General features: G+C 65.9%; 12 protein-coding genes. 8 read left to right on the top strand and 4 right to left on the bottom strand.

The window, feature by feature from the left end; translation table 11 throughout:
* Positions 1–28: 28 nt before the first annotated feature.
* Positions 29–814, top strand: coding sequence for a recombinase family protein (locus VKP62_00490; protein MEB3195658.1), 786 nt, complete (start codon positions 29–31; stop codon positions 812–814).
* Between the two features lie 170 nt (positions 815–984).
* Here VKP62_00490 and VKP62_00485 read toward each other — a convergent pair whose 3' ends face one another.
* On the bottom strand, positions 985–2502 hold the full coding sequence (locus VKP62_00485) for a M14 family metallopeptidase (protein ID MEB3195657.1): 1518 nt from the start codon (positions 2500–2502) through the stop codon (positions 985–987).
* Positions 2503–2747: 245 nt separating this feature from the next.
* Here VKP62_00485 and VKP62_00480 point away from each other — a divergent pair, with 245 nt between their 5' ends.
* Both VKP62_00480 and VKP62_00475 read left to right on the top strand, forming a co-directional pair.
* A complete protein-coding gene (locus VKP62_00480; GenBank protein ID MEB3195656.1) occupies positions 2748–4583 on the top strand; it encodes a hypothetical protein in 1836 nt (611 codons plus the stop codon).
* 53 nt (positions 4584–4636) lie between these two features.
* Positions 4637–5392 carry a hypothetical protein gene (locus tag VKP62_00475; GenBank protein MEB3195655.1) on the top strand — a complete coding sequence of 252 codons (756 nt, stop codon included), beginning with the start codon at positions 4637–4639 and terminating at the stop codon, positions 5390–5392.
* Between the two features lie 70 nt (positions 5393–5462).
* Here the strand turns inward: VKP62_00475 and VKP62_00470 are convergent, their stop codons facing one another.
* Entirely contained in the window at positions 5463–6071 is a 609-nt protein-coding gene (locus VKP62_00470) for a M23 family metallopeptidase (GenBank protein MEB3195654.1), read from the bottom strand.
* A 59-nt stretch (positions 6072–6130) separates the two neighbouring features.
* Positions 6131–7453: a glutamate-1-semialdehyde 2,1-aminomutase gene (gene hemL, locus VKP62_00465; protein ID MEB3195653.1), complete on the bottom strand. Its 1323-nt coding sequence runs from the start codon at positions 7451–7453 to the stop codon at positions 6131–6133.
* A 168-nt stretch (positions 7454–7621) separates the two neighbouring features.
* Between hemL and VKP62_00460 the strand changes: the two genes are divergently transcribed.
* Entirely contained in the window at positions 7622–8914 is a 1293-nt protein-coding gene (locus VKP62_00460; GenBank protein ID MEB3195652.1) for an S-layer homology domain-containing protein, read from the top strand.
* A gap of 217 nt (positions 8915–9131) precedes the next feature.
* Here the strand turns inward: VKP62_00460 and rseP are convergent, their stop codons facing one another.
* Positions 9132–10256, bottom strand: coding sequence for an RIP metalloprotease RseP (gene rseP / locus VKP62_00455; GenBank protein ID MEB3195651.1), 1125 nt, complete (start codon positions 10254–10256; stop codon positions 9132–9134).
* A 113-nt stretch (positions 10257–10369) separates the two neighbouring features.
* On the opposite strand from rseP, the gene miaA reads away from it, so the two are divergent.
* The 4 genes from miaA to VKP62_00435 all read left to right on the top strand — a co-directional run bounded on the left by miaA (position 10370) and on the right by VKP62_00435 (position 12921).
* The gene (miaA, locus tag VKP62_00450; protein ID MEB3195650.1) at positions 10370–11350 is read left to right on the top strand and encodes a tRNA (adenosine(37)-N6)-dimethylallyltransferase MiaA; all 981 of its coding nucleotides are present in this window, start codon (positions 10370–10372) and stop codon (positions 11348–11350) included.
* A gap of 66 nt (positions 11351–11416) precedes the next feature.
* A complete protein-coding gene (gene dapF / locus VKP62_00445; protein ID MEB3195649.1) occupies positions 11417–12316 on the top strand; it encodes a diaminopimelate epimerase in 900 nt (299 codons plus the stop codon).
* Between the two features lie 14 nt (positions 12317–12330).
* Positions 12331–12588 (top strand): hypothetical protein, encoded by a 258-nt coding sequence (locus VKP62_00440; GenBank protein MEB3195648.1) that lies wholly within the window; start codon positions 12331–12333, stop codon positions 12586–12588.
* 3 nt (positions 12589–12591) lie between these two features.
* Complete coding sequence (locus VKP62_00435) at positions 12592–12921, top strand: (2Fe-2S) ferredoxin domain-containing protein (GenBank protein ID MEB3195647.1); 330 nt, start codon at positions 12592–12594, stop codon at positions 12919–12921.
* Positions 12922–12928: the final 7 nt, after the last annotated feature.

Raw genomic sequence — 12928 nt, 5'->3', positions numbered from 1 at the left:
AGCGGGTCGTCACGAGGAGAGATTGTCGATGTCCACTGCCGTCGGATACATCTGGTTGCCCCCGGAACAGGGGCAAGATCCCGTGTCCATCGCAAGCGATCGTGACGTGCTCTCGCTCTACTGCCAGGCCAACCGCCTGACCCTGGAAGACGTCGTGGTGGAATGCGGCGGCACCGGCGTGGCGCTGGAGCGGCCCGGCCTCAGTGCACTGCTGAAACGAGAGAATTGCGTCATCGTGGTGCCGTCCCTCGCATCGCTGGGTCGCCGCTTCCACGACGTGGCCACGGTCATGTCCGAGATCAATTTTCTGGGGCGCCAGTTGATCGCCGTCGCGGAAGACATCGACACCAACCGCCCAGAGGGGCAACAGCTCCTGAAGGTGTTCGTCTCCATTCCTCAGGTCGCTCGAATGATGCGTCCGGCCCCGCAAACAGCCACCAAGGTGTTCGTGCGCAACCGGGAAGTGCTTCACAACGGCGGAACCTGCCCCTACGGCTATGCCTTGGATGAGGCCACCAATCAATTCAAGGTCCTGCCCCTGGAGGCCAACGTGGTGCGTCGGATTTTCCGGGAGCGCGTGAGCGGCCGAAGCCTGCGCCAGATCGCCAATGACCTGACCCGCGATGGCATTGCCACCAAACGCGGCGGCCGCTGGCAGGCCAACACCGTCAAGACCATCCTGGAAAACCTGTTCTACACCGGTGCTTATCAGTGTCAGAACCGCATCTACCCCAATGACCACGACCCCATCATCAATGAAGACCTGTTCAAACAGGTGAACAGTCAGACAGACGTCGTGCAAGTGGTTGGCTGAGCGTCGGCCAGCAAGCTCAAACCTTCGCCCCACCAAGCCCCCTGCAAGGCAGGGGGCTTGCGCTTAGCATGGAGAATACAAGCCCCCCCTCACCAGGCAGCCCGCGTCCAGACGGAAAAAGCCGGCATCACCCGTTTGCGGGGATGCCGGCTTGAGAGGGCGCTGACGACTCAGCGATTGAACAGCGAGACCAGCGGTCCCCAGTTGCCCTTGGCGTCGCGCGCATGCACCAGCAGCAACCCGTTGGCACTGCGGAAGCTGGCCGTGCTCAGCGCCACCTGCCCATTGGCGACCGGGGCCTTGACGCCCGTGCCGTCTGCGCCGGCGCGTCCGCTGAACACCTCGACCTCGACGGCCTCTGCAGCGGCCGAGGCCGTGAGGCGACCGGCCGACACCGTGGCGCCGCTAACTTCAGGACCGAAGACGTGCGAGGGATTGTCCGCCAGTTGCAGCAGCAGGCGCGCTCCAGGCTCGTTTTCCTTCCAGAACTTCGGCAACTTGGAGTAAGGCGGGTCGAAGCCGTCGCCCCAGCTGCCGATCTCGGTGGTGTAGGCCAGAATGCCGTGTTCGCCGAAGGCCCAATCCGTCGTGTCCCCGGAGGTGGGGTAAAGCTTCACGCTCTGCTGAGGCTTGTAGCCGGACAGCGTGCCGAGCTTCTGGCCAATGGGGGCCAGGCGATTGTCCGGCGGTGGGGCATCGGTGTGGCCCCAGGGCCACAGGATCAGATTGCTGAAGCTGTGGTAGGTCATCAGAAACGCCCACTTACGGCTCTCGACCAGCTTCTTGATGGCCTGGGTCTCGGGCTCGGAGAATGGACCGGATCCCCGGAAAGTGGGAGCGGAGACGTTGGCGCTGGCGCCGGGCAAGCCCCACTTGAAGCCGTAGTTGCGGTTCAGGTCGACGCCAGGACCGTTCGGCGCCCCCGAAAAGCTGGTCCCGCCGCCGTGGCTGAGGTCGGTGTTCTTGCGCCAGTCGCGGCCCTCGGAGGCGAGGCGGTGGCCATCGGGGTTCACCATCGGAACCAGCCAGATGTCCCGGTTGTCGACGAAATTGGTCAGGTCTGCGTCCTTGCCGTAACCGTCCACCAGCATCTGGGCGATCTTGAGCACGACCTCAGGCGTCACGAGCTCCCGCGCGTGGTGGTTGCCGCAGAACAGAACGCCAGGCTTTCCGGCAGGGTCGCCCTTGCCGATGCGAAGGGCCAGCACGTCGCGGTCGGACTTGCCTTGGGTCTTTTCCCAGCCGTCGCCGATGTCCAGCATCTGCACCTTGTCGCCGTGCTTGGCCGCCAGGTCGGCCATGGCCGCCTTCAGTTCGTCATAGGTGTGGTAACCACTGTCGAAGTCGTTGAAAACACCGGGGGCCTGCACCACGCGGAGTTGGGCTCCCAGGCGCTGCACGGCCGAGAAATGCTCCTGCCCGATCTGCCCATAGGCGCGGCGGGCGTCCTGGTCCACATACCAGATCTCCAGGCCGGCATCCACCAGGCGGGACAGTTCGTTCCGCGAACGGAAGGGAACCCCGACGGTGGCTGGCTTGCCGCCCTTGAACGAGGACAGCGACACAGGACCGAGATCACGAGGACCCGCGGAGGTCGGCGCAGCCGGACGGCCACACGCGGCCAGCGAGGCGGTCAGCAAAGCCATACCCGTCACGATGGGCCAGGCGCGGTGGGAGGAAAATCTCACGTCGACAATCTCCTGATGGCGAGAGGGGCAGTCTTTCACCCGAGCGGCGATGACTGTCTTTCCATTGTAGGCCTTTAGGCTCAAATTATTCTTCGCATAAACAAAATTTAACCAAAATCACGGCCTTGCTCCCCTGGTCTGGATCACGGCAGCCCCACACAGCCCTGGGAGACAATCAAGGAACGGCCTGGGTGGCGTAAAATGGAGCGGTTCCAGCCCGACGCCGAAAGGGGGAGGCGGCAGACTTGCGAGCATCTCGTCGTCTCAACAGCAGCCTGCCAGCCTTGCTGGCCCTGTTCAGCGTGGCCTGCGTGATCGAGGCCCCGCCGCCGCCCGCGGAACTGGTGCCCGACCTGGTCATCTCGCAGAGGGGGCGCATCGCCACCCCCAGCCTGGATGTCTACAGCACGATCGCGCGCAATCAGGGCAGCTTCAAGGGCACGGTGCAGGCCCTGGCACCCGGCATTGTGGCGCGCTGGTCGCCCACGGTCGACGCCAACCTCGGCAAGGCCCTGGTGAACGCCTCACGCGTCAACTTCCGTCAGCTGTTACAGACCAGCCCGTCGCCGCTCGTGCCAATCGCCAATGCCCGGGTGGTCACGCACGGACTGGATGCGCGCCCGCTGTCGGAACCGGCCGATACCGGAGCGCAGGGACAATTCCAGATCGCCGCCGTGCGTCCCTCAGAACCACTGGTCATCCTCAAGACCCAATTTCGGCAAGACAATCAGCAGATCGAATTGCTGAGCGTGGCTCCCGCCCCACGTGAGCCCGGTGTCATCGAGGTCCCGATCAACCCGGCCACCACGCTGGTGGCGAAGAAGGTGCTGACGGTGGTCGCCACCAACGCCCTCAATCCGTTGCTCATTCGGCCGTCCCTGACCTCGAGGTTGGCCACGGTCCTGGGTGGAATGCTCAACGAGCCTGGCCTCGTCGCCGCCATGACCCTGAGAGACGACCGCGTGGCGGAACTGTTCGATGTGGCCTTTGCCGCCCTGCCGGCCAACCAGCGCGAGGAACTCACTCGCCAGGCGGCCAACCTGGGCAGTGCGGCCTTGCTTCAACCGTCCATTCAGACCCAGGTCGCCGGGGCCCCCACGGCCCCTCCCACCGAACCGCCGTTGCCGTTCGCCCTGAGTTCGGCGGGCGCCACAGCCACCGGCGGGACTTCGGCCAGTGGCAGCGTGACGGTCAAACCACCGGCCGGCACACCGACCACGGTACCCGACCCCAGCCCTCCGCGCGTGACCATCCGTACCCTGGGAAGGGCCTTCAACGGCGCCCGCGTCGAAGTCCGACCTGGCCAGGCCGAGGTCCTGTTTCCCTCGTTTTACACGATGGAAACCACCACCCTGGAAGCCCTGGATGAGGCCGTCGTGTTCAGCAATCTGGACCGGGCCGTTCATACCGTCTGCTACGAGCTGGACGATCGTTACGAGCTGACAGAACACGAAATTCAATGGGAGGGAGGTTCCACGCCCATTTTCGGTCGCGGCAAGAGCCTTTTCTCCGACATGGCCGTCAGGGGTGGGGTGGCCTACCTGACCAGCACGGAGACCAACAACATCATGCAGGTGGTACTCAACACCGGGGTCTTGAGCGTCTTCGCGGGCCGCAGCAACTACGCGGGTGGCATGCGCGACGGGAGCCCCAGCGAGGCCGAATTTCTCCGGCCCACGGGGATCCTCGCGACCTCGGATGGCCTGTATGTCGCAGACAGCGGCAACAACCGCATCCGCAAGGTCACCTATGCCGGCGTCGTCAGCACCCTGGCCGGGGGACGCAGTGGCGCCGGCGACGGTGCGGGTGCTCTGGCCAGTTTTCAAACGCCCTCGGACCTGACCCGCGATGCGGAGGGACTGCTATACGTCGCCGATCGCGATGGTCACCGCATTCGCCGGATCACCCCTCAGGGGGTCGTCACCACCATCACAGGCTCCACCCCTGGCAACACCGATGGCCAGGGCGCTGCGGCCACGCTTCAATTTCCCGTCTCGATCGGCCACGGGGTGGTGGCGGGCTCAGACGTGCTGGTCGTCGTGCAGAACGACGGGCTGGTACGCCTGCTGCGGAGCTGGTAGCCCATGCACGGCCTGCCCCCCCACGCGCCCCCCTGCTTGCGAGGCCCCTCGAGATGATCCCGGACGATTGGTCGCTCTCGCGCGCCAGACCCGCGCCGCCCTCCCCCAAACACCCACCTGAGATGGGGAGCGGCTCCCACGGGCGCCCGCAACAGCCCGCCGATAGCCGCGGCCAGGACGCTTACCGTCGCCCGGTGCGGAAGGCCGGGGACGTGCCGCTCTGGATGATTGCGATGTCCGCGGATCGGGCCACGGGGCGCCAGTACCAGTCCGACGCGCAGCGCCTGCGAAACCAGCTACGAGAAGAGGCCTGGATCACGCGTTGGGTGGCCGCCGTAGAGACCCCGTTGCCGCTGCCGGAGGCCACCCACCCGATGCCCCATCGCCAGATGGCCTGGCAAGCCTGCGTCGACCGGCTGTGTCGAGCGGCCGGCTTTTCCCTGGTGCCCCCGGGGGTGGTCTGGCAACCGGGCATGACCATCCATCGCGGTCAGTACCTGTTCCAGGCAGACGGCAGCCTGGTGCAACTGCGTCCTGACGCCGCCGGGGATGCAACAGACTGGCTGTGCACGGTCGCGCACGAGACCTTTCATCACGCCCAGCACAGTCTGCTGGTCACCCGCTACAAGGGACATCCCCAGCTGGAGGACGAATACGACCAGCTGGCCGACTACTACCGGGACGCGCGCAACATCTATCGCGCACCTGGCCCGGCCTGCCCACCGGACGTTCACCGACGTCAGGCGATGGAGGTGGGAGCCTGGCGCTTCGGGCAGGCCATCGCCGCCAAACACACGCAGAGCGAATAGTCCCCGACCCTCGGCTCTGGTGGCCTGGTCATGACGACGCACAGAGCCGCTTCCGCTCCCGGGCCTGGCGCTACTCCCAGGTCCGCGCGGGACGGTCACATTCCACCGCCGCCTCGAGCCAGAGCTGGCCCGGTTCGGGCGGTGCACCGGTGGAGGGGCCGCCGACAGAGGCCCCAGGAAACGACCCTGCTCCAGGCACGTCGTCACTCCAAGGACGCGGCAGCGGCGCAGTGCCATCGGGCAAAAAACCACCCGGATCGATCGGCACGTCGTGCCTGCGTAACTCGTAGTGCAGGTGCGGTCCGGTGGACAGCCCCGTGCTCCCCACCAGCGCCAGGACCTCCCCGGCGGCCACCGTGTCCCCGGGAGACACTAGCAGCTCGCGGGCGTGGCCATACAAGGTGGAAAGGCCCTCACGATGGGCCACAACAACGGTTTTTCCGTAGCCCCCACGCCAGCCGGCGTAGACGACTTCCCCCGCCATGGTCGCCCGGATGGGCGACCCCTCGGCCACCGCGAAGTCGTAGCCCTCATGCAAGCGCCCGGGCATGGTGCCCAGCACCGGATGGGCTTCCCGCATCCCAAATTCGCTCGACACCCAGCCCCCTTCGACCGGCCGCAATTGGGGAATCAGGGGGTTGGCCCCCCGATCGCAGCCGGCCAGCAAGGCAAGGAGCAAGGACAGTGTCGTCAGAGGTCGTGGGAGGATGCCGAAAACCATCGCCGCGCGCCTGCCTTTCAAGCCCCTTGCCGGAATTCAGCAACGGCGCGGAAGGCCGCTCGCGCCGCCGCGGCGATCGCCGCCACCTCCCGCTCCCCGTGAGCCAGGGAGATGAAGCAGGCCTCGAATTGCGCCGGTGGGAAATAGACCCCGTGGGACAGCATGGCGTGAAAAAAGACCCCGTAGGCCTTGCGATCACAACGATCGGCCGTGGGCCAGCCCGTCACGGGCTCGTCCGTGAAAAAGACCGTGAGCATCGAGCCGACCCGATTCAGCACGATCCGAACGTCGGCCGCTTGCGCGGCGGCCCTCAGGGCCTGTTCGATCGCGGCGGAGGTCGCTTCCAGCCGTTCGTACACGCCCGACTCCGCCAGCAAGGTCAGGGTCGCCAAACCGGCGGCCGTGGCCAGGGGGTTGCCGCTCATCGTCCCGGCCTGATACATCGGCCCGGCCGGAGCGACGGTGGCCATGATGTCGGCGCGCCCGCCGTATGCCCCCACGGGCACCCCACCCCCCACGATTTTCCCGAGACACGTCAGATCGGGCGTGACGCCGTAAAGCGCCTGAGCCCCGCCGTAAGCCACCCGAAAACCGGTCATCACCTCGTCGAAAATCAGCAACGCGCCGTGCTGCCGGGTCACCTCCCGCAGGTAGCCCAGAAAATCCGCCTCGGGAGCGACGGTCCCGGAGTTGCCCACCACCGGTTCGACAATCACGCCGGCAATCTCGGCTCCGTGGGCGGAGAAGAGACGCTCGACACTGGCGCGGTCATTGAAGTCAGCCGTCAGGGTGTTGGCGGTGACCGCGGCCGGCACCCCTGGGCTGTCGGGCAGACCAAGCGTGGCGACGCCGGAACCGGCCTTCACCAGCAGGAAATCAGCGTGGCCGTGGTAACAGCCGCTGAACTTGACGATCTTGTCACGGCCGGTGAAGGCCCGAGCCAGGCGCAACGCACTCATGGTGGCTTCCGTTCCGGAATTCACCAGACGCACCATCTCCATGGCCGGCATGGCCCGCCGGATCGCCCTGGCCATATCGACCTCGGCCGCTGTGGGCGCCCCAAAGGCAAAGCCATCCGCCGCGGCCCGCGTGAGCGCCTCTCGCACCACAGGATGGGCATGCCCCAAGATCATCGGTCCCCAGGCGCCAATCATGTCGACGTAGGTGCGGCCGTCCACGTCTTCAAGCCAAGCGCCCTCAGCGCGCGCCACAAAGACCGGATCCCCGCCCACGCTTTTGAAGGCCCGCACCGGACTGTTCACCCCGCCCGGAATCAACTGCTGCGCCTCGGTCCAGAGCGCCTGAGAACGCGGTGCGGAGAATGGCAGGGTCGTGGTCATGGTGGCGTGCAACCTCGCAACTGAAGGGGGCCCTTCAGGGGCCCGGCTGCTCATTATACCGGGAATCATGAGCAGGGGCGCCTGGAGACGCGCGACGATCACTGCGGCGTCGCCCGAAACCAGCTAAAATGTTTAGCCATCCCCGAGCCAACATGGAGGTTGCCGCTGATGCGCTTCAAATATCCCGCCGCCGCCCTGGCCGTTGCCGCCGCCCTGATGGTTGCGTCTCCGGCCCAAGCCCAACGCGCCTCGACCACGTTCAAGGACCTTCCTGAAAACCACTGGGCCGAACGCGCGGTCACCCTGGTGGCCGTCGAGAAGGCCTTCATGAAGGGATATCCGGACCAGACCTTCCGAGGCGAACTCCCGTTCACCCGCATCCAGCTCGCCCTGGCGGTTGACGAACTGATTCGTCTGCTCGAAAAACAAACCAAGGTGAGCTGGCGGACGGAGGGGTTGGGGGGCTATGCCTTCCAGGATCTTCCCGAAGGCGCCGAGGTACGCGAGGCGGTCTTGCGCCTGGCCAATCACTACCGCTTGTTCGAGGGGGTTCCCGGGGTCACCTCCAACACCCTTGAAAGTTACAAGCAAGTCACCCGCTACGAAATGGCCAAGGTGGTGCACCGGTTGATGCGTCTGGGCGAAGCGCGCGGGGTAGTGGACCCCAGCGTGCAAAAGCCTCAGATCTTCACCTTCTCTGACGTGCCGCGCACGGCCTGGGCTTACAATGAAGTCAAGGACGTAGCGGACCGCTACCAGGTGATGGTCGGTTTCCCCGACGCCACCTTCCGGGGCAGCGAGGAACTGACGCGCTACCAGTTCGCGGCCTCGGCCGCTCAGACCTTCCCCCTGGTGGTCGCCCTGGTCGAAAAGACCCAAGAGCGACAGCAGGAACGGGAAGCGGAAAAGGTCGCCAGCAGTTTGCGCTTCCAGGAAGACCTCCCGCTGGCCCTGGGGGCCGGAGCGGGGTTTGCGGGCGCCCCTGCGGCGGGTGGCCTGGCACGCGGCGCGCTCTACATGGGCCCAGTCTTCGTGATGGCCGACGCGCAGACCGCCGTCAGCGCGAACGGCGCGAGGCAGTACGGCCTCGAAGGCGACCTGGGCTACGCGTTGCCGCTTGCCACAGGCTGGCACTTGCAGCCCTACGTCGGGGCACGCACCCTCACGGACGGTCAGGCCGTGCTGAGTGGCATCAGTTACGGCGCCCTCACTTACTGGCGGCCCGTGCATTCGTATGGTGCCCATCTGCGGCTGCAAGGGATGTCTCCGCTGCAGGGCAATGCCCAGGGAGCGTTTCTGGGCAGCGGTGCGCTGGGTCTGTGGTGGCACCCCAGCACCAGCTGGGGGCTTTTCCTGGAAGGCGGAATGGCACAATGGCCGGGCGCCGTGCCAGCGGCCAACACGCCGTTTACCAGTGAATGGTTGCCCAGCCTGACCCTGGGCACCGGATTGCGCTTCTGAAGCCACCACGCTGGCGGGAGCGCCCGCGCAGACGACCAGCCAGCCCCACTCCGCAGGCCGCACGACGCGCCTGCGGTTTTTTTGACGCTACCTGCGGCGCTTCAGCGCCCGCCCACTCGTTGGGGCCCCGCGGGTGGGCAGGCGGGCGCATCACGCCCGTGAACGCGTCATACGTCCCGCTGCCCACCTCGGGCCGGCAGCAAAGCAGCGGCGCAGGTCAGCGAACCGGGGGCGGAGAAGATGGCGCTGAGGGGCCCGGCGTGGGGGCCGGCCCGTACATGGCCGGCAGACTGAAGATATCCTTGAGAATCAGCATCATGCCAAGCCCCATGATCAGCACGAAACCCGCGACCAGGATCCGTTCTTCGACGGCCCGTGGCAGCGGTCTGCGGCGCACCTTCTCGATCGCCAGCAGCACCAGGTGCCCTCCATCGAGGGCCGGCAAGGGCAACAAGTTGAAGATGGCCAGCTCGATCGAAAGAATCACGGCGAATTCCAGCAACAACCAGGGGTCCCCCTGGTAAACCTGGTCGCCCATGGCCACCACGGCCACCGGTCCGCCTATCTGGTCCATCTTTTCAGAAGGTGCGGAGACGAGGCCCCAGAGTGCCTGTGACAGCATCACCGTGAACTTGATCTGCTGGTCCGTGGCCGAGCGAACGACCTCACCCAATCCCTCAGCGGGACGCCGCTCCCCTTGCAAACTGGGTCGGAAACCCAGACGGCCGTCGGCATCCGGCACCGCGCTGAGCAGCACGGCTTTACCATCCCGCTGAACCTCGACCGGGATAGTTTTCCCCTTGTGCGTCTGCAGGTAGGCTCGGAAGCCCTCGAACTGCTCAACCGGTTTCCCGCCCAAGGTGAGGAAGCGGTCTCCCGGCAGCAGACCGGCCTTGGCCGCAGGGGTGTTCGGCGTGACCGCCTTGACGCTGATGACCTGATGTCCGGTGGGAATCCCAAGACCGAGGTTGGAACCGAACAGAATTAACCAGGCGGAGACGAAATTGAAGATGACGCCCGCGCTGACCACCCAGGTGCGCTGCCAGATGGGCCGGTTGCGCAGCAAGGCCTCCGGCGGCGGAGGCTCCTCCGCTATCCCTTCGACCGGCTCAGGTTCCTGGTCATCGGCGAAGGCGCAGTAGCCTCCCAGGGGAATCCAGTTGAGGCGGCATTCGGTCTCCCCCCAGCGGAAGCCCACCACCCGGCTGCCGAAGCCGATGGCGAACTGTCTGACCGGGATGTGCAGGGACTTGGCGGCAAGAAAATGACCAGCCTCGTGAATGGCAATCAAAATGCCCAACACGATCACCGTCACCAAAATGCCCGAAAAACTGGCTGCCATAGGGTTATCGATACTCCTGGAGCGATCCCGGCCTTCAGCATAACACGGCCAGCAACAGGTAGGCGGAGGCTTCCCTGATTGCGCGTCGCTTTCCTGGGACTTACCATGCCGCCATGACAAGGTTCAAACCACCCCATGAGTGCTACCCGCCGGCCCCGGACGGTTTGGTCCAGGGGAATCCCGACGGCCCCCCCCTGGTGGTGGTGGTTGGCCCGACCGGGGCGGGCAAGAGCGACCTCGCCCTGCGTCTGGCCGAGGCCCATCGAGGCGCCATCATCTCGGCAGATTCCCGCCAGATTTACGAGGGCTTCGACATCGGGACCGCCACTCCCAGTGCAGCCGAGCGGGCCAGGGTTCCCCACGACATGGTGAGCACGGTCTGCCCCTCGCAGCCTTACACCGTGTCGGACTTTCAGCGCGATGCAGCGGCCGCCGTGGCGGCCCGTCGGGCGGAGGGCTACCTGCCTTTCCTGGTGGGTGGGACGGGCCTTTACGTGCGTGCGCTGCTGGACGGCCTGACGATTCCACCGCAAGCCCCAGACCCCGCTCTGCGAGAACGCCTGGCCGCCCTCCCGGACCCGCACCAGGCGCTGGCAGCGGTCGACCCGGCAGCCGCCCAGCGACTTCACCCCAACGACACCTTCCGGATCGTGCGAGCCCTGGAGGTGTTCCATCTGACCGGCATTCCCATCAGCGCCCAGCAAGCCACCCGGCCTTGCCCCTATCGCGTGTTGATGATCGGGGTCAGCGCGCCGCGTCAGGACCTCTATGAGCGCATCGATGCGCGGGTGACGCGGATGCTGGAGGCCGGCTTTCTGGCGGAAGTGGAAACCCTGGCGGCCCGTTGGGGCTGGGAATTGCCTCTGCTGAACACGCTTGGATATGCGGAAATGAGTGCTTACTTGCAGCACGAACTCGACCTGAATCAGGCGATCGCCACCATGGCCCAACGCACGCGCAACTACGCCAAACGACAGCTGACCTGGTTTCGAGCAGAACGACGCATTCGCTGGCTGGTTCGCAAACCGGAGGACAGCGACGACACCCTCTTCACGACGGCAGAGGGATGGTTACGCGACTGGGCGAGGGCGTGACAGCCCCTCATGACACGGCGGTCAGCGCGGTCTACAATACGAGGCCTCGGAGGAAGGGCAGCCCACGTGACCCTGAGATTCTGGAAATACCAAGGCACCGCCAACGATTTCATCCTGCTCGAAGCGACCTCGGAACTGCAAGCACTGGACTGGGTCGAATGGGCGCCTCGCCTCTGCGATCGCCATCGCGGCGTCGGAGCGGATGGGATTTTGTTGCTGTCATCTGCCGAATCCCCCGAACGGCGCATGCGAGTCATCAACGCGGACGGTTCCGAGCCCGAGATGTGCGGGAATGGCCTGCGTTGCGCCGTGCGCTGGTGGTTCGACCAGGGGTCGCTGCCAAGTGACACGCTGGTCACGGTGCAGACCGGTGCCGGCCCTCGGGAGGCCGTGTGCCAGGGCGATGGCCAGGTGCGCCTGGCGATGGGTCAACCAGGTTGGCGGCGGGCCGACATTCCGATGCTGGGTCCGGCGGCGGAGGAATGCAGGGGGGAGCCCGTGACGCTGGAGGGCCAGACCCTGCCAATGACAGCAGTTTCGATGGGCAATCCGCACGCGGTCCTGCTCGTGCCCGATGCGCAGCTCGTTCCACTCTCTCGCTGGGGCCCCTTGCTGGAGCGTGACCCCCGCTTCCCGCAGCGCACCAACGTCGAGTTCATCAGCGTGATCAACCCGGCAGAGATCCGGATGCAGGTGTGGGAGCGGGGGGTCGGCGCCACGATGGCCTGCGGAACCGGTGCCTGTGCAGCGGCGGTGGTCGTTGCCCGGGAGGGCCTGGTGAATCGACAGGTGGCCGTGCACCTGCCGGGTGGTACACTGCACGTGACGTGGGCGGAGGATGATGCGGTCTGGCTGACAGGCCCCGCCGATCACGTGTTCTCTGGCCAGGTCGACCTGGCAGGATGGGGCGCGCGGCTCACTGAGGCCCGCGTGCTTGGACGCCCCGAGGTTTCCCCTCTCCCTTGAACTGGAGTGTTTCGATGCCCATCTTCAATTTCCAGGTAGACCGCTTGTACCACGTCACCGAAGCGCTCACGCTGCACGGCGACCCCGGCCTGATGGGAGAGCCGTTCACGGTGGAGAGTGGGGCGCGGCTGGTTTACCGTGGCCTGGTCGAGCTGGGCGGCACGGCTCGCCACGTCTTTGACCTGGGCGAAGGACGCAAGGGCTACTCCCGCGACCGCTCCGCCTTGGAAGTCAGCCTGCGTCAGGACCTGGACGCGCTGATGCAGGCCTGACCCGTGCCCAAACCTCAACACCATATTTTCGTCTGTCAAAACGAGCGAGCTGCCGACAACCCGCGCGGCTGCTGCAAGCTTCGCGGCGGGGCCGAGGTGCTGGCCAAGCTCAAGGAAACCATCACCGGGCAAGGCCTGAGAGCCCAGGTAGAATTCGACGGCAGCACTTGTGTCGATACCTGCGCGTGGGGCCCCGTGATGGTGGTGTATCCTGCTGGCACCTGGTACGGCAAGGTCACGCCCGAAGACGTGACCGAGATCGTGGCCGCGGTGGCCGCGGGTCAGGTTGTGACGCGCCTCTTGATTCCGGACGAAGCCATCCGGCGCAGTTGAGGCTGCG

It is taken from the genome of Candidatus Sericytochromatia bacterium, from assembly GCA_035285325.1.
Taxonomy (GTDB): Bacteria; Cyanobacteriota; Sericytochromatia; order S15B-MN24; family JAQBPE01; genus JAYKJB01.
The sequence above is the reverse complement of the archived record's forward strand: the minus strand, read 5'-3'. Positions and strand labels throughout refer to the sequence as shown.

Coding starts and splice junctions, on each gene's coding strand:
- VKP62_00490 (MEB3195658.1), top strand. CDS start 29: ATGTCCACTGCCGTCGGATACATCTGGTTGCCCCCGGAACAGGGGCAA.
- VKP62_00475 (MEB3195655.1), top strand. CDS start 4,637: ATGATCCCGGACGATTGGTCGCTCTCGCGCGCCAGACCCGCGCCGCCC.
- miaA (MEB3195650.1), top strand. CDS start 10,370: ATGACAAGGTTCAAACCACCCCATGAGTGCTACCCGCCGGCCCCGGAC.
- hemL (MEB3195653.1), bottom strand. CDS start 7,453: ATGACCACGACCCTGCCATTCTCCGCACCGCGTTCTCAGGCGCTCTGG.
- VKP62_00460 (MEB3195652.1), top strand. CDS start 7,622: ATGCGCTTCAAATATCCCGCCGCCGCCCTGGCCGTTGCCGCCGCCCTG.
- VKP62_00440 (MEB3195648.1), top strand. CDS start 12,331: ATGCCCATCTTCAATTTCCAGGTAGACCGCTTGTACCACGTCACCGAA.
- rseP (MEB3195651.1), bottom strand. CDS start 10,256: ATGGCAGCCAGTTTTTCGGGCATTTTGGTGACGGTGATCGTGTTGGGC.